The organism is Parachlamydia acanthamoebae, assembly GCF_000875975.1.
Taxonomy (GTDB): domain Bacteria; phylum Chlamydiota; class Chlamydiia; order Chlamydiales; family Parachlamydiaceae; genus Parachlamydia; species Parachlamydia acanthamoebae.
Genome location: NZ_BAWW01000008.1, coordinates 174,314 through 189,820, shown reverse-complemented (window position 1 = coordinate 189,820; position 15,507 = coordinate 174,314). Strand labels below are relative to the sequence as shown.

The following is a 15,507-nucleotide window of genomic DNA, read 5'->3' as shown; positions in this document are numbered from 1 at the left end:
GAATGGGGGCTCTAGAGTGCCGATCTTCCTGCTTTTTTGCTTGTTATTTATTAGCTAATTATCTATTTTTTATACATGAAAAATTTATCGAGTTGGGGCATCAACTTGGGGTTAGATTCTGTCGGAATTGCTTGAACCCAAAAATCACGATTTAATCGGCGAAGATGTCAGTAACAAGTTCAATAAAAAAGGCCCTAATTCCTCATTATCGCAAACGCGAAAAAGGGAAACCATAATTGTTTGGAGTTTTCATGAAAAAAAATACACATCCAAAATATCAGAAAATTTTGTTTGTTGATTCTGCGACAGGTCATCGATTTGTTTGTGGTTCTACTTTGCAGCCAAAAGAAAAAGAAGTATTTGAAGGTACAGAATACCCAGCTTACCGTGTTCCTGTTTCTTCTGCTTCCCACCCATTTTTTACAGGAAGTAAACAGTTTGTTGATTCCGAAGGTCGTGTGGATAAATTTAAAAAACGTTATATGTCAAAAGCTCAGAAAAATGCCGATGAGCAAAAAGCAAATGATGATGAGCAATAACCGTTTTTAAGCTTTCATGAATTAATGACCTTCATCGCTAATCAATCAACCAAAAAGATGTAATGGAAGCCAAAATCACAAAACTTCTTTCAAAGTTGCCTGATCTTGAAGAGGCCCTGGGAAATCCAGAGGTTTTTCAAGATCAAAAGCGCTATCGAGCTTTGACTCAAGAGCATGCATATTTAAGTGAGTTAAAATCTGTTTGGGAAAAAATGGTTAAATCCAACAAGCAGATCGAAGATAACCAAGAGATGCTTGCCGATGAAGCTAATGCCGAACTGAAAGAAGTTTTGGAAGAAGACACGCGCAATTTACGAAGTTTAGTGGAAAAATTACAGGTAGATTTAGAAAATCTTCTTGTGCCTCCCGATCCAAATGACCATCGCAATACCATTGTGGAATTACGCGCTGGAACAGGCGGAGATGAGGCTGCTCTTTTTGTGGGTGATTGTGTGCGCATGTATAAGCTCTATGCGGATTCCAAAGGATGGCGCTACGAGCTTCTTTCTTGCACCCCATCCGAAATGGGTGGTTTTAAAGAATATGTCATGGTTTTGTCTGGGCAAAACGTTTATCGCTTCCTTCATTATGAAGGGGGAACTCATCGTGTTCAGCGCGTCCCAGAAACAGAAGCCCAGGGACGTGTGCATACGTCTGCCATGACAGTGGCTATTTTGCTCGAGCCAGATGAAGACACAGAGGTTGTGATTGATGAAAAAGATCTAAGGGTCGACACTTATCGATCCTCTGGTGCAGGTGGTCAGCACGTCAATACCACGGATAGTGCGGTGCGTTTAACGCACAATCCAACCGGAATTGTCGTTTATTGCCAAGAAGAGCGTAGTCAGCATAAAAACAAAGAAAAAGCTATGCGGCTTTTGAAAGCAAAGATTGTGGAAGCTGAGCAGAGGAAAAAGCAGGAAGAGATTGCTTCTAATCGTTCACAGCAAGTGGGTTCAGGGGACCGCTCAGAGCGTATTCGAACCTATAATTTTCCGCAAAATCGAATTACAGATCATCGCATCAATTTAACGCGTTATAACTTAGATCGCGTGATGGAAGGGGATTTAGATGAGATCACGCTTGCGTTGGTCACGCATTTCCATCAAGAAAAATTGAAGTTATAAAAAAAGCATGAAAACCATCTTAGAAGTTCTCAATCTTTCGACAGAATATCTCCTTAAGCAGGGAATTTCTAATGCAAGGCAGCAAGCTGTTCAATTAATCAGTGATATTTTACACGTTGTCCCCATTGATCTTTATTTGCAATTTGATCGCCCTCTAGAAGACGTGGAATTACAGAAATGTCGAGAAGGGTTGCGTCGGCGAGGATTGCGAGAGCCTTTACAGTATATTACAGGCCAAGTTGAGTTTTACGACTGCTCTTTTAAGGTCAATCCTGCTGTTTTGATTCCCCGAAATGAGACAGAGATTTTAGCAGATCTAATTGCGCAAAATTTACGTCAGCAGGATCTTTCAGGCAAAGTGCTATGGGATGTTTGTTGCGGATCCGGGTGTTTGGGGATCTCTCTAAAAAAGAAATTTCCTCAATTACGGGTGATTCTTGCAGATATTTCAGATAAAGCTTTGCAAGTTGCAAAAGAAAATAGCTTTCTCAATCGAGTTGATGTAGAATTTGTGCAAGGAGATTTTTTGCAGCCTTTTAAAGGGACTCAAACAGATTTTCTCGTGTGTAATCCTCCCTATATCCCAGAATCTGACTGGGAATCTTTGGAAGATGAAGTGAAGTATGAACCAAAAGAAGCCTTGCTAGGCGGTGCTGATGGATTGCAGTTTTATAAGCGACTGATGACAGAGCTTCCATTTTTTTTAAAACCATTAGGAAAGGTTTGGTTGGAGATTGGTTTTAACCAAGGAACAGCCGTACAGACCCTCTTTGAGCAAAATTCAAGGGGGTGTCGATGGAATATTTGTCGCTTCGAGAAAGATTGGTCTGGGAATGACCGATTCTTTTTCCTTGAAAATGAATGATTTTTTGATTATCCTACTCCCTTTTATCACAGGGGATAAAGACGGAAGGCATTTATGCTAGGCGTATTGACAGAAAAAATGCAAGGTTTGATCTCGAAGCTCGTCGGAAAAAAGACGTTGACTGAAGAGAATATTGCGGAAGCTATGACAGAAGTGCGGTTAGCGCTATTGGATGCCGACGTCAATTATTCCGTCGTTAAGACGTTAGTTAAACGAGTGAAAGAAAAAGCTGTTGGAGACGTTTTAATTAAATCTGTTTCTCCTGGGCAACAATTCATCAAAATTGTGCACGATGAATTAGTCGCATTGATGGGAGGAGCTGAAGCTGCTGTTAACCTCACTGGAAATCCAGCAGTAATTATGCTTTGTGGATTACAAGGGTGTGGGAAGACAACACACTCCGCTAAGCTTGCTAAGTACCTGAAACGGAAAAACAATTGTAAAAACCCTTTGCTTGTCGCTTGTGACTTACAACGGCCTGCGGCTATTAACCAGCTGCAAACGCTAGGTGCGCAAATCGGAGTCCCTGTTTTTACGATTCCAGGCGAAAAAGATCCCGTGAAAGTGGCACAACAAGCTTTGGCACAAGCTAAAAAAGAAAATCACGATGTCTTGATAGTCGATACGGCTGGACGTTTACACGTTGATGAAGAACTGATGCTGCAACTTGAAAAAGTGCGCGATGCTCTTCAACCCGGTGAGATTTTATTTGTTGCGAATGCTGCAACAGGCCAAGACGCTGTAAAAGTTGCCGCAGAATTTAATGCTCGAGTTGCGGTAACTGGGACCATTTTAACGATGCTCGATGGAAGCACCCGAGGGGGAGCTGCCATTTCGATTAAAGAAGTCATTGGAAAGCCCCTCAAATTTGAAGGGATTGGAGAAAAACTCGACGATATTCAAGTTTTTAACCCAATGTCCATGGCAGATCGTATCTTGGGAATGGGCGATACGATCAATTTAGTCAAAAAAGCTCAAGAGCATATCAGTGAAGAAGACGCAAAGAATTTAGAAAAGAAAATTCGTTCCGCGACTTTTACTTACGATGACTACTTGAACCAGATCCAAATGATTAAAAAAATGGGATCTCTCAAGAGTCTATTCGGCATGTTTCCCGGTGCGAGTGGACTAAAATTAGATGATTTTGATGAAAAAGAATTCTTCAAAGTCGAAGCAATGATCCAATCTATGACTCCCGATGAGCGCTTCGAAAAAGTGGAATTATCCATTCCTCGACGCAAACGGATTGTGGCAGGAAGTGGAACTAAAATAGATGATATTAATCGCTTAGTGAAATCATTTAAGCAAGCTAAGCAATTTTTTAAAAAATTACCAAATATGAAAACTTTAGAAAAGATGATGGGAGGATCCCTATGGCGTTAAAAATTCGATTGCGACAACAAGGCCGGACAAATCGTCCATTTTATCGCGTTGTCGTAACAGACTGCTGTGCTCCACGCGATGGACGATATCTAGAAGATCTAGGCTGGTACAATCCAGGCGAAGCTGAAGCAGATAAAAACTTGCTCATTCGCGCAGATCGTGTACAGCATTGGCTAAATCTAGGAGCTCAGTTAACAGAAAAGACAGAAAGCCTCGTTGCGCAAGCAGCACCAAGCGTTCTTCGTGAGCAAACTGAAAAAAAATTAGCTCTTCGTGCTAAAGAAGCTGCAAAGCGTAAACAGCGCAAGAAAGGAGCTGCATAAGGTTGTCTAAAACAAGGATTGATATCCTCTCCCTTTTTCCAGATTATTTTAAAGGGCCTTTTGATGAGAGTATCATCATGCAGGCGCGGAAAAAGGGATTGCTTGACATCCATTTAATCAACATCCGAGATTTTGCAGATAATCGACATAGAAAAGTAGATGATCGTCCTTATGGAGGAGGACCTGGCATGGTATTAATGCCAGAACCTGTCACAAAAGCGATTCACAGTGTGAAGAAAGCCGAAACGAGAGTTATTTATCTTTCTCCACAAGGACAACCCCTAACTGCTGCAAAATGTCGAGAATTGGCAGGTTATTCCCATCTTGTTCTACTTTGTGGCCATTATGAAGGGATTGATCAGCGTGCGATAGACCGAGAAGTCGATGAGGAAATTAGCATTGGCGACTATGTGTTAACAAATGGATGTTTAGCAGCAATTGTTTTAGTTGACGCTTGTGTGCGATTTATCCCAGGTATCCTGGGGCATGAATCCGCTGCAGCTGAAGACTCTTTTGAAAAAAAACGATTAGACTGCCCGCATTATACACGACCAGAAGTTTTTGAAGGGCAGGCGGTGCCGCCTGTATTGCTCAGTGGAGATCATCAAAAAATTGCACACTGGCGTGAAATGGCAGCAATGGAAAAAACAAAGCAAGTCCGTCCAGACTTGCTCAAAAATGATTGAATGAAATTGAGGAGATAAACACTCATGAGCAAACGAGCTCTCATTAGCAAGCTGGAAGAAAGCCAGTTAAAAAAAGATGTGACCCCTTTTAGAGTGGGTGATACAGTGCGTGTACACATCCGCATTATCGAAGGGCAGAAAGAACGTACTCAGATTTTTACAGGTACAGTGATTTCCCGTAACGGAGGCGGCGTCGCAGAAACTTTCACGGTGCATCGTATTGCTTACGGTGAAGGTATGCAGCGTGTATTCCCTTTAAATAGTCCTCGAATCAGTAAGATCGAAGTGATTAAAGAAGGCGATGTTAGACGTGCAAAGCTTTATTATTTAATCGGTACTTCTGGAAAAGCATCCAAAGTTAAAGGCAAAGTTGGTCGTAGCAAACGCGTAGTAGCTCCAACAAAAGCAATCGAAGAAAATACTGAAGCGACTGCAAGTGCCCCCGCAACAGAAGCGTAGAAAGACTTCTCAGGAAGTTGATGAGCAAGAACTTAAGAGGTTGCACACCATGGCAACATATGAAGAAAAAGCCCGTCGACAGGGATACAAGCTTGTAGCTGGAGTCGATGAAGCCGGTAGAGGTCCTCTCGCAGGACCTGTAGTTGCTGCTGCTTGTATCCTTCCCCCACGTTTTCGGGTTCCCGGGGTTAATGATAGTAAAAAATTAACTCCGCAGAAGCGTGCCCAATTATTTCAAGAAATTACAACACACCCAAAAGTCATTTATGGCGTAGGAATTGTTGCGACTGAGATCATTGATACGATCAATATTCTACAAGCGACGATTCAAGCTATGCTTGATGCCGTGAATCAACTTTCGAGTCAGCCTCAAACTTTGCTCGTTGATGGTTTACAACTCCCCCACCCCGTTATTCCTTGTCAAAAGCTTATTCATGGAGATTCCCTTTCTCTTTGTATTGCAGCAGCTTCCATAATCGCTAAAGAAACACGCGATCGCTTGATGGTTGAACTCGACCAACAATGGCCTGCCTATGGATTTGCGCAGCATAAAGGATATGGAACTCAACAACATCTAGATGCTCTTCGAGAGCATGGTCCCTGTCCTATTCACCGAAAGACATTTGAACCCATCAAATCGATGTTTGCGGAAGCATTAAATTGCAGCATATGTTAATTAAACATCAATACCTCTTCATGGAGTATAGATGTGCGATTGAATTTTTCCGAAGGATTGACCCAAAAGGAATTAGATACACCCATTGGTTATTATGTTGTGGAAGTCGAAACAGCCTTCTATGACAATTTAACGATTGGTGAATTATTGGAGTCACTGCAAGGGAAAAAAATCACGCATGAAGTGCCTTATTTCTACACGATTGATCATACGAACAGGTTACTTGGAATCGTTGTGACTCGCGATATTCTATTTAGTCAACATGAAGCCAAGCTTAGCGATATATGTCGCAGGGGAGTTATCAGTGTTAGCCAGGATGAATCTCTCAGACACGCATTAAAGCTGATGGCTCAGCATGAGCTGATTGCCATTCCTGTGACCGATTTGGAGGGCAGGCTTTGCGGATTATTTGAATTACCAGCAAAGATGTCGGTTAATCACCATAAACATGCTCCTTACCGTGAAAAAAAGCAAATAAAAGAGCTTTTTCAGCTGGTTGGTCTATCGGTTGAGTTGGGTAAATTAACATCGAGTATTCAAGAATTTCGTTATCGTATGCCATGGTTGCTTTGTAATTTAGCTGCAGGCTTGATTTGTGCATTGATTGCCAGTCATTTTCACATGGTTTTGCATGAATTTATTGTGATTGCCATGTTTATTCCCTTGGTCTTAACTCTGGGGGAGTCTGTCTCAATGCAATCGATGGCTTTAAGTTTGCAATTTTTACATTACAAACAAATTCCCTGGAAAAGAGTTTTTAAGCGGGTTGTTGTGGAATGGGGAACGGCTATTTTATTAGGCATAACCTGTGGAATCTTGATCGGCTGTGTCTACTTTTTTTGGGATCACCGCTATCAACCGCTGATTGCAATTGCTTTGAGCATTATTTTTTCCATGCTGGCTGTTACCACATTTGGGTCTCTACTGCCTATTGTTTTGCACAGCATCTCATTAGATCCCAAAGTCGCTGCAGGTCCCGTCGTTTTGATGCTCACAGATATTGTTGTAACAGCAATCTATTTAGGGATTTCAAGTAGTTTCCTGTTATATGGGTCTGGTAAAATTTAGAATTAAAAAAATCTAGAGTGACAGTGTCATTCTACACCCTTTTTCTTAAATAGGAGTTTTTATGTGGAAATTAGTATTAGCTTTGTCATTGTTCACTAGCTCAATGCTGAGCGCTGAGACAAAAGTTTTGGCTTTTTCAGGAAGCACGAGGACCGATTCAATCAATAAGAAACTAGTTACGGAAGCAGGAAACTTAGCTAAGCAGCTAGGGGCAACCGTAACCTTTATCGATTTAAAAGATTATCCAATGCCTTTTTACGATGGGGATATCGAAAAGGAACAAGGAATGCCTAATGATGCCAAACGTTTGCGTCAATTGTTGATTCAAAATCAGGTGATTTTCATTGCTTCACCTGAATATAATGGCTCGCTCTCAGCCGTCTTAAAAAATGCTTTAGATTGGGCTTCTCGCAGCGAAGATGGAGGATCATCTCGAGATGCTTTCAAAGGGAAAAAATTTGTTCTGATGAGTGCTTCACCTGGTCAAGGAGGGGGAACGCGAGGGCTTGCGCATTTACGTTCGATTATTGAAGGAATTGGGGGGACAGTTATCTCGCAGCAGTTCGTTGTTCCTAATGCTTTAGAGGCTTTTGACTCTCAGGGAAAGCTAAAAAATCCGCAAGCAGGATCTGAATTAAAACAAATTGTGCAACAAGCCATTCAATAAATCTCCGGAGGAATTATAATTAATTTAATTCCTCTATTTTATTCCATTAATTTAGAAATCCCTTTCTTGCTTAAATAAAATGTTCCATATCCTGCAGCCCCAGCTGCACACAGGATGCCTGTCGAAATGGCTATGACTAGAATTCCTAATGGAATTCCTACCCCTGTCATACAAAATCCAATTCCTCCCGCCAATCCAAGCGTAGAGGCTGTCAATAAAATGCCTGTCGCGATGAGGCTGATTGCAGCCGCAACTAAGATCAGCGCTCCCCGTTTTTTGGTCGATTCTTGCAAAGAGGTATGCACATAAGTATTTGAGGGAACATGTACAGGAGATGACATTATTAATATCCTTTAAATTTGATTTTATCTATTAACCTGCGAATAATTTTAATTAAATAATTATTATACTTGATAATCAATAATAAATAATATAAAATTCACGCGGTTTTAATAGAATATTTTATTTTTGGTGATTTTAATGAATTTAAATAATATTAATAATTTTAAGCCTCATTTATTTGATCTTCCTCCAAGCTGTTTAATGAATGTGTTTGGAAATTTAACACATTCGAATAAACAGATTGCTTCTTTAGCGTGCAAACAGTTTCATTTTTATAGTGTAATCTCTGACATTTCTTTAAAATATATGAAAGAAGAAAAAAAATTTAAGTCAGAGGTTGCAACAACGATTAACAAATCTTTATTTTTTTTCAAAATAGGTCTAGAAAGTTTTAGAAATTATTCAGAACAAGACAGTTTGCAAAATGGCTTGGATTTTAATTTATCCGCATGCTTGGATGTAAAAAAACAAGATCTAGATACTGTGGCGAATTTTTTAAAGTTAGGTGCTATCGTTGATTTTGAAAATTTGTGCAAAGCTGTACAAAAAGGCGATGAGAAATTAGTTGCACTTTTGCTCTCTTCTATTCGCTTTAATGATTTAAAAGATCATGGGGGCTTAATTTTTAAATGGCAATTAGATAACGATAAGACACTAGAGATAGTGCACACAGATTCTATTTTTAACAATATAAAGTCTTATTGCGTAACCCCAGAAATTGCCGGAATGGTTTTTAGAAAATTTGAAGCCGCATTGAATGAAACTTTTGATGATGATTGTTCAGATACCGAACTAGATACAGACAGTGATTGTGTTGAAGTTTATTGTGAAGAGGATCCAAATACAACTCAGTGGGACCCTGATATAACAACACTGGATTCAAAAGATGATGAAGAGTGGGAAGATTTTTTACTTCTAGAAGATCTTTTAAATACAACAACTCAAGATCTCAATGAAACCCTGCAAGATTTCGATGTAACGAAGCTAGATGAAACTTATCGAGACTGGGATTTCGATATAACAGCCCTAGATGATGAAACACTCTTAAGAAGTTTTTTAATTCCTGAGGATCCTCTGAATACAACAATCCAAGATGATCTAAATTCAACGCTATTGGATCCAACGGATCGACATGATGAGTATAAATCAGAACACTCAACTTCTGAATCCCCTGATGAAATGGATATAGATTTAGATATTTCTTTCATTTCGAAAGAAGGTGATTCTGAATACGATACAGAAGATGATGCAGACTTTCCTGATTTTGATAATCCTTTAAATACTTCTTTTTGAATCTAGTCATTTTATAATCTTAAATGGAAGTGGCTTTACCATAGTAATTTACTATGGTAAAGCCACTTCCTTTTTTTAATTCAATCAAAGTTTATCTGAATTTAAAAATAAAAAATGATCAAACAATGGATTTGATTTTAATTAATCTTTTTGATTAGATAAAGGGGGCTTTATCGCTCCAAATAAAATTTGAGAGATATATTAAAGTTATATCGAAATGGATATCGCCAGCTTTTAATTGAATAATCTCTTATAGGACATTTCAATTAGTATAAATTTGTTTCCGGTATTTGGAAATAAGAACTAATCGTTTTACAAGGAAAAATATGACACCCCTTTCGCCTTCTGATCAATTGACCATCGAATCTCTTCCTGATCTTCCTCTTATAAACATCCTGTCTCGCTTAAATCCAGTTGATTTAGATGCTGCTTCATTGGCTTGCAAAACGTTGCAAGCATATTCACATGAGTTGATTCGTATTTTTGCTCGACAATCTAAGGTTTTTTCCAGTCGCAAAATTGAATCATCACAACAGAAAGTGTGTGCCAAGGTTTTACAAATTGTCCGATGTGCGTGTAGAGTATTCCCTGATATGAAACGAATCAATTGTTTACAATTTTCAGTGTTCGCTAATTTTTTAGAGAATAAGAATTTGAAAGAGGAGCTTTCAGCTTATTTGGATGTTTCTACACAGCCGATTGAATTTGTGAAAATTCTGATTGGATTTGGAGTTGAAGCCGATGTTAAAAATTTATACTCTGCAATTGACATGAAAAGCCAAAAATTGGTCCAGCTATTACTCGATTCCAGAAATTGCGAAACATCTTGGTATAATCAGGGAATGGTACAAGAGTACTCCGCAGATAAATCGAAAACAGTCCAACTCGTAAAAAAATATGATATTTGTGCCTATACTTTGAAAATTGCTCCCGAAAAAATTTCTCATCTGGTCATAAAAAAACTATTTGGATCTCTAGAAAGGTTTAAAACGATAGAGGGCGGCTTCCTCAAAGAAATAAACAACACAATCGGACAAAACGTCATTAATTTAACAAACGCAATTGTGATTCGAGATTCCAAAGTTGTCCAAGAAATATTAAAAAATCCCATTTGGGATACAGAACTTGGAGGGGATTATTTAGATAAACCTTATGTCGTTGATATTCCCGATCGTTTTGAGCTTTGTCTCTATGCATTGAAAGTCGGAACCCCTGAAATTTTTCTTATCGTTCTGAGTAGATTGTTCAGCTCAATTGAAGAATACTTGAAGGTTTTTGATGGAGATATAAAGGTATTGAAAAGCAGGCTACTTGATCTTTTACCGCTTATTGTAAAGGATTCTTCTTTAAGAAAAGCATGGTATGTCATCGATGTACAAGCAAAGAGCATATTGAAAGCTATTCGGGATAAAGACTTTGAATCCATTGAAAAAATGATTTCTGATAGAGAAAGTGTCATTCCTTGGTTTATAGAAGAAAATATTTTTGGTTTGTGGCGTGCTGCAAAATTAGCCATGGATTATGAAAATTGTTGTTTTGCTTTGTTGAAAGGCTCATCCAAGAGTTTTCTTCTTCTTTTGGATGTCATGCATATTTCCTTTGGCCAATTTCAGGAATTGGCTAATCTAAACAATCTATCGAACTCAAACGATAGAAGTAAAAAAGTGTTACGGCTTGTATCAAATATTGACAAAAACGAAGACCTTAAAAAACAGCTTAAGGCCAATAAAGAACGGGAAATGTGGTTGGAGGCAGATACGGAACTTGATGAAAGTTTCACGGATCAAATGGAATCTGGAGATGAAAAAAGGACTGGGGTGGATTCAACGCATGATTCTGAAACTGATTCTGACTCTGAATGCGGATTTCTTTCAGATGAAGAGTCCGCATGTGATGATCTAATGGATGTTGTTATTGAGCAAAGATAATTAAATTTTTTGCAGGGCTTGGTCGAGATCTTCGATCAAGTCCTCTGCGTCTTCAATTCCTATTGAAAAGCGAATTAACCCGTCGGTGATTCCCATCTTTTTTCGCTCTTCGGGAGGAATCGAGAGGTGAGTCATCAAAGCAGGGTGATTGACGAGAGATTCCACGCCGCCTAAGCTTTCAGCGAGCGAAAAAAGCTTAAAAGATGAAATGAGTTTTTTTGTCTGCTCGAGCTCAAGTTGAAATTCTGCCGAAACCATTCCACTAAAATTACGCATCTGTTTTTTAGCAATCACGTGTCCAGAATGACTTGGAAGTCCTGGATAGTAAACTTTTTTAACTTTTGGATGTTGTTCTAAAAACTGTGCAATAGCAAAGGCGTTTTTTTGATGTTGCTCCATGCGCACAGCCAATGTCTTGACTCCACGTGTAATCAACCACGTATCAAAAGGGCTTGGGTTAACGCCTAATGAAAGGCGTCGAAAATTGAGTTCTTTTTTTAGCTCTGCGTCATTGGTCATTACAACGCCGCCAATTACATCTGAGTGTCCTCCAATGTATTTCGTTGTGCTATGCCATACGATATCTACACCTAAATCTAGCGGATTTTGACAGTAAGGGCTTGCAAAGGTGTTATCTACAATGCTTAATATGCCGTGCTTTTTAGCTATTTTTGCGAGCAACTCAATATCAAAAACTTCCAAGAGGGGATTTGTAGGCGTTTCAAAAAGCAGCCACTTTGGGGCTTCTTTTTTTAAAGTTGCTTCAAGTTCATCATGGCTTGAGGGATTAATCGATTGAAACTGGACACCAAAGGGAGCAAAAATGCGATGAAAAAGGCGGTATGTTCCTCCGTAAACGCCATTCATTCCAATCACTTTATCGCCCGGTTTTAGTTGGCTGACCAAGGCTGTTAAGGCTCCTATTCCGGAAGAAAATACGGTGGCATACTGGGCATTTTCCAAAGAAGCTAACAGGTTTTCTAGAAGAGTAAAATTGGGGTTGCCGCCTCGTGTGTAATCATATCCTTTCGTTTGACCTGGAGCCTCTTGTTCAAAAGTGGATGTCATGTAAATGGGCGGCATGACTGCCCCATAAAGAGGTTCTGGCTCATAGCCAATATGGATAGCTTTTGTTGCGAATTTCATAGGGTTCTCTCTAGTAAATGGTGATTTTCCATCCATTCATTGTCAAATATTTTGCTTAAATATTTGACTCCTCCATCAGGTAGGACGGTGACAATGGTCGCAGGTTTTGTTAAGAATTTTGCTAAATTTAGGGCAGCCCAAACGTTTGCTCCAGAAGATCCTCCAGCCAATAGGCCTTCCATGGTGGCGAGTTGTCGAGTAACTTGAAAAGCATTTGCATCTGTCACAGGGACAACGTCATCGACGACAGAAAAGTCTAATGCATGTGCGATGTGATCTTCCCCAATCCCTTCTAAAAGGTAATTGCAGTTGCCCCCTGGCGGAATGTGCCCTGTTTTAAAGTAATCATAGTAGATAGACCCAATTGGATCTGGCATGATCACTTTTACTTCGGGATTGTGTTCTTTAAGATAGCGACCAACTCCTGTGATCGTTCCTCCGGTGCTTGCACTGGCTACAAAATAATCCACTTTCCCCTGGGCTTGTTCCCAAATTTCGGGTCCCGTGGTGAGATAGTGAGCTTCCGGGTTTTTGAGATTGTCGTACTGATTAATGCGAAAGCTGTTAGGAATGTCTTGTGCTAATTGTTTGGCTCGATTGACATAGTGTTCAGGGGAGTCGGGAGAAGCAGAAGTTGGGCAAACGATGATCTCAGCTCCATAAGCTTTAAGCGCATTTTGCTTTTCTTTGCTAACTTTATCTGGCATGGTTAAAATTACGCGGAAGCCTCGGATGGCACCGATCATAGCAGCGGCTGCACCCGTGTTACCAGATGTGTTTTCAACAATCGTTCCGCCAGGTTTTAGTAATCCCTTTTTCTCCGCATCATCGATGATATATTTGACAATTCGGTCTTTAATGCTGCTGCCAGGATTTAGAAATTCAACCTTAGCTAGGATTGTGACATGTGGATAAGGATTAATTTTATTGAGTTTAACTAGAGGTGTATTTCCGATAACATCTAAAATGGTAGGATGGAACATGGCGGCCCTCAAGTTCTTTGATTGCGACTCTAGAAAAATTGATAAAAACGATCAAGCTTAATTTGATTTATGTTAATTAATATTTGAATGAAATAGCTGTTTTTTTCTGGATTTTAATGTCTTACACAGTGTATTCTGTGGAAAAATCACTTACACTAAACGGTTAATTGCATGCTCAAAAGTATGACTGCCTACGGGCGCGGCAAAGCTTCTACCCCGATTGGAACTTTGACCGTCGAAATTCAATCTGTTAACCGGAAACATTTGGAAGTTCAAACGAATCTTCCCCGTGAGTTTCTTCAATTTGATAGCGATATCAAAAAATGGGTCGCAGAAAAAGTGTCTCGCGGACAAATTAGTCTTAAATTAACTGCCGCATTTGAAGAAAATGCATCTCGAAAATTAAAACTCAATCAACCGCTTGCTCAGCAATTGCAATCCGTTTGCCAAACCTTGCAAGCTACATTACCCGCATGCAATCAACAAGTTAACTTAGATTTTTTCTTGAACTTTCCAGGGATGATCGTTAGTGATGAAGAATTCGTTGATGTAGAGATTTATAGGGCTTCCATTAAAGAAGTTGTGGAAGCTGCTCTTCTGAAGTTGATGGAAATGAAAACAATTGAAGGGGAATCTTTGCAGAAAGAAATGCAAGGAAGATTTCTTTCCCTCCAAAAAGGGATTGATGAAATTAAGGGAAGCTCGACACAGGCGACTGAAAAATATCGGCAAAAGTTGAAAGAGCGTCTGGAAGAAATTTTGCCCGGCAGCGTCGAAAATGATGAGCGAATTCTTCGTGAAATTTGTATTTACGCTGATCGCATTGACATTGCAGAAGAGGTTGTCCGTTTCCAGTCTCATCTAGACCAATGTAAGCAACTCTTCCAGTCCTCCAATGATCGCATTGGGAAAAATCTGGAATTTATTCTTCAGGAGTTGCATCGCGAAATCAATACGATTGGATCAAAAACACCCGATGTTCAAGTCTCGCATTTGGTTGTGCATTGTAAAACTGAATTAGAACGTATCCGCGAGCAATTGCAAAATGTCGAGTAACATTCCACAATCGCCATTAGGGGATTTGAAAGACGGATTAATTTTTATTCTAAGTGCTCCCGCTGGGACAGGTAAAACGACACTTGTTCAAAAACTTGTGCAAGAATTCCCTAATGTTGTGCAGAGTATTTCGACGACAACTCGTCCTCTTCGACAAGGGGAAATTCCTGGAATCCATTACCACTTTGTTAGCGAAGCCGATTTTCAGAAAGCGATAGAAGATGGGGAATTCCTTGAATATGTTAAGCTTTATGGGTATTATTACGGAACCTCGTTAAAGTGGATAACAGATCAGCAAAAAAGTGGAAAACATGTTGTTTTGGTGATTGATACGCAAGGTGCAAAACAATTAATGGGGAAACTTTTGGCAACTTTTATTTTCGTTTTGCCACCTTCACTTGATGTTTTAAAAGAACGGTTGATTCGACGTAATACGGAAGAAAGTCGCGTGATTGAAAAACGCTTAGCCATCGTAGAAGATGAATTAAAGGCGGCTTCTCTCTATGATTATCACTTGATTAATGATGATTTAGAAGTTGCCTATGATATTTTAAGAAGTATTGTAATAGCCGAAGTACACAAAAATCGCGGCAAATCTCATCAAGAGAATTGATGACGCGAAAATTTGATTAAAATGTTTTTTTGATTTTGTTTAACTAAGGAGAATCCATGGATCGTAGTAAAAGTTCGTTAACAAATGAAAAGATAAGTCGCAAATTTGGAAATCAGTTTGATCTTGTTAACTATGCGATTAAACTAGCAGAAAATATGATTAAAACAGGCCGTGATGCGCGTGTGAGAACTGACAGCCAAAATCGTGCTTTACAAGTTTTAGCTGAAATTTCTGAAGACAAAGATCGTTTTGATGAAATCATCACACATGTCGACACAACGAATCAGCCTCAGGCTCATTCAAAACCTGAATCATCCAAAAGACCACCAAGAAAAAACATCTAAATGGATTTT

At 39.5% G+C, this 15,507-nt stretch carries 17 protein-coding genes and 1 pseudogene; 15 read left to right on the top strand and 3 right to left on the bottom strand.

Features of this window, described 5'->3' with window-relative positions; translation table 11 throughout:
- Positions 1-251: 251 nt before the first annotated feature.
- From AOM43_RS04870 to AOM43_RS04825, 10 genes and pseudogenes are all read left to right on the top strand, one after another.
- Positions 252-539 carry a type B 50S ribosomal protein L31 gene (locus AOM43_RS04870; RefSeq protein WP_006340170.1) on the top strand — a complete coding sequence of 96 codons (288 nt, stop codon included), beginning with the start codon at positions 252-254 and terminating at the stop codon, positions 537-539.
- 62 nt (positions 540-601) lie between these two features.
- Positions 602-1,666: a peptide chain release factor 1 gene (prfA, locus tag AOM43_RS04865; protein WP_006340171.1), complete on the top strand. Its 1,065-nt coding sequence runs from the start codon at positions 602-604 to the stop codon at positions 1,664-1,666.
- A 7-nt stretch (positions 1,667-1,673) separates the two neighbouring features.
- Complete coding sequence (gene prmC, locus AOM43_RS04860; protein WP_059359280.1) at positions 1,674-2,531, top strand: peptide chain release factor N(5)-glutamine methyltransferase; 858 nt, start codon at positions 1,674-1,676, stop codon at positions 2,529-2,531.
- A gap of 54 nt (positions 2,532-2,585) precedes the next feature.
- The gene (ffh, locus tag AOM43_RS04855; protein ID WP_059359278.1) at positions 2,586-3,914 is read left to right on the top strand and encodes a signal recognition particle protein; all 1,329 of its coding nucleotides are present in this window, start codon (positions 2,586-2,588) and stop codon (positions 3,912-3,914) included.
- Complete coding sequence (gene rpsP / locus AOM43_RS04850; RefSeq protein WP_006340174.1) at positions 3,905-4,237, top strand: 30S ribosomal protein S16; 333 nt, start codon at positions 3,905-3,907, stop codon at positions 4,235-4,237. The genes ffh and rpsP overlap by 10 nt, the downstream gene beginning before the upstream one ends.
- Before the next feature lie 17 nt (positions 4,238-4,254).
- Positions 4,255-4,908, top strand: a pseudogene (trmD, locus tag AOM43_RS04845) (tRNA (guanosine(37)-N1)-methyltransferase TrmD); the annotation flags it as partial.
- Positions 4,909-4,947: 39 nt separating this feature from the next.
- Positions 4,948-5,382, top strand: a complete 435-nt coding sequence (gene rplS / locus AOM43_RS04840; protein WP_006340176.1) for a 50S ribosomal protein L19 — start codon at positions 4,948-4,950, stop codon at positions 5,380-5,382.
- Complete coding sequence (rnhB, locus tag AOM43_RS04835; protein WP_079978239.1) at positions 5,360-6,058, top strand: ribonuclease HII; 699 nt, start codon at positions 5,360-5,362, stop codon at positions 6,056-6,058. The genes rplS and rnhB overlap by 23 nt, the downstream gene beginning before the upstream one ends.
- 33 nt (positions 6,059-6,091) lie before the next feature.
- Positions 6,092-7,126 carry a magnesium transporter gene (locus tag AOM43_RS04830; protein WP_059359272.1) on the top strand — a complete coding sequence of 345 codons (1,035 nt, stop codon included), beginning with the start codon at positions 6,092-6,094 and terminating at the stop codon, positions 7,124-7,126.
- A 61-nt stretch (positions 7,127-7,187) separates the two neighbouring features.
- Complete coding sequence (locus AOM43_RS04825; RefSeq protein ID WP_079978238.1) at positions 7,188-7,793, top strand: NADPH-dependent FMN reductase; 606 nt, start codon at positions 7,188-7,190, stop codon at positions 7,791-7,793.
- 38 nt (positions 7,794-7,831) lie between these two features.
- Here AOM43_RS04825 and AOM43_RS04820 read toward each other — a convergent pair whose 3' ends face one another.
- Complete coding sequence (locus AOM43_RS04820; RefSeq protein ID WP_006340181.1) at positions 7,832-8,134, bottom strand: hypothetical protein; 303 nt, start codon at positions 8,132-8,134, stop codon at positions 7,832-7,834.
- A 139-nt stretch (positions 8,135-8,273) separates the two neighbouring features.
- Between AOM43_RS04820 and AOM43_RS04815 the strand changes: the two genes are divergently transcribed.
- Both AOM43_RS04815 and AOM43_RS04810 read left to right on the top strand, forming a co-directional pair.
- Positions 8,274-9,428 (top strand): hypothetical protein, encoded by a 1,155-nt coding sequence (locus AOM43_RS04815; RefSeq protein WP_036745853.1) that lies wholly within the window; start codon positions 8,274-8,276, stop codon positions 9,426-9,428.
- A gap of 326 nt (positions 9,429-9,754) precedes the next feature.
- Complete coding sequence (locus AOM43_RS04810; RefSeq protein ID WP_059359271.1) at positions 9,755-11,356, top strand: F-box protein; 1,602 nt, start codon at positions 9,755-9,757, stop codon at positions 11,354-11,356.
- On the opposite strand, the gene AOM43_RS04805 is transcribed toward AOM43_RS04810, so the two are convergent.
- Positions 11,357-12,502: a trans-sulfuration enzyme family protein gene (locus AOM43_RS04805; RefSeq protein ID WP_006340184.1), complete on the bottom strand. Its 1,146-nt coding sequence runs from the start codon at positions 12,500-12,502 to the stop codon at positions 11,357-11,359.
- The gene (locus tag AOM43_RS04800) at positions 12,499-13,485 is read right to left on the bottom strand and encodes a PLP-dependent cysteine synthase family protein (RefSeq protein ID WP_013925233.1); all 987 of its coding nucleotides are present in this window, start codon (positions 13,483-13,485) and stop codon (positions 12,499-12,501) included. Before AOM43_RS04800 ends, AOM43_RS04805 begins: the two co-directional genes overlap by 4 nt.
- Positions 13,486-13,656: 171 nt before the next feature.
- On the opposite strand from AOM43_RS04800, the gene AOM43_RS04795 reads away from it, so the two are divergent.
- From AOM43_RS04795 to AOM43_RS04785, 3 genes are read left to right on the top strand one after another with little or no spacing between them, the layout of a single operon-like run.
- The gene (locus tag AOM43_RS04795) at positions 13,657-14,541 is read left to right on the top strand and encodes a YicC/YloC family endoribonuclease (protein ID WP_013925232.1); all 885 of its coding nucleotides are present in this window, start codon (positions 13,657-13,659) and stop codon (positions 14,539-14,541) included.
- The gene (gmk, locus tag AOM43_RS04790; protein WP_013925231.1) at positions 14,531-15,154 is read left to right on the top strand and encodes a guanylate kinase; all 624 of its coding nucleotides are present in this window, start codon (positions 14,531-14,533) and stop codon (positions 15,152-15,154) included. Before AOM43_RS04795 ends, gmk begins: the two co-directional genes overlap by 11 nt.
- A 56-nt stretch (positions 15,155-15,210) precedes the next feature.
- Positions 15,211-15,498 carry a hypothetical protein gene (locus tag AOM43_RS04785; protein WP_006340188.1) on the top strand — a complete coding sequence of 96 codons (288 nt, stop codon included), beginning with the start codon at positions 15,211-15,213 and terminating at the stop codon, positions 15,496-15,498.
- Positions 15,499-15,507 lie beyond the last annotated feature (9 nt).

Excerpts from the sequence above, each read along its gene's own strand:
- AOM43_RS04870 (WP_006340170.1), top strand. The coding sequence starts at position 252 with ATGAAAAAAAATACACATCCAAAATATCAGAAAATTTTGTTTGTTGAT.
- prfA (WP_006340171.1), top strand. The coding sequence starts at position 602 with ATGGAAGCCAAAATCACAAAACTTCTTTCAAAGTTGCCTGATCTTGAA.
- prmC (WP_059359280.1), top strand. The coding sequence starts at position 1,674 with ATGAAAACCATCTTAGAAGTTCTCAATCTTTCGACAGAATATCTCCTT.
- ffh (WP_059359278.1), top strand. The coding sequence starts at position 2,586 with ATGCTAGGCGTATTGACAGAAAAAATGCAAGGTTTGATCTCGAAGCTC.
- rpsP (WP_006340174.1), top strand. The coding sequence starts at position 3,905 with ATGGCGTTAAAAATTCGATTGCGACAACAAGGCCGGACAAATCGTCCA.
- rplS (WP_006340176.1), top strand. The coding sequence starts at position 4,948 with ATGAGCAAACGAGCTCTCATTAGCAAGCTGGAAGAAAGCCAGTTAAAA.
- AOM43_RS04825 (WP_079978238.1), top strand. The coding sequence starts at position 7,188 with ATGTGGAAATTAGTATTAGCTTTGTCATTGTTCACTAGCTCAATGCTG.
- AOM43_RS04820 (WP_006340181.1), bottom strand. The coding sequence starts at position 8,134 with ATGTCATCTCCTGTACATGTTCCCTCAAATACTTATGTGCATACCTCT.
- AOM43_RS04815 (WP_036745853.1), top strand. The coding sequence starts at position 8,274 with ATGAATTTAAATAATATTAATAATTTTAAGCCTCATTTATTTGATCTT.
- AOM43_RS04810 (WP_059359271.1), top strand. The coding sequence starts at position 9,755 with ATGACACCCCTTTCGCCTTCTGATCAATTGACCATCGAATCTCTTCCT.
- AOM43_RS04805 (WP_006340184.1), bottom strand. The coding sequence starts at position 12,502 with ATGAAATTCGCAACAAAAGCTATCCATATTGGCTATGAGCCAGAACCT.
- AOM43_RS04800 (WP_013925233.1), bottom strand. The coding sequence starts at position 13,485 with ATGTTCCATCCTACCATTTTAGATGTTATCGGAAATACACCTCTAGTT.
- AOM43_RS04795 (WP_013925232.1), top strand. The coding sequence starts at position 13,657 with ATGCTCAAAAGTATGACTGCCTACGGGCGCGGCAAAGCTTCTACCCCG.
- gmk (WP_013925231.1), top strand. The coding sequence starts at position 14,531 with ATGTCGAGTAACATTCCACAATCGCCATTAGGGGATTTGAAAGACGGA.
- AOM43_RS04785 (WP_006340188.1), top strand. The coding sequence starts at position 15,211 with ATGGATCGTAGTAAAAGTTCGTTAACAAATGAAAAGATAAGTCGCAAA.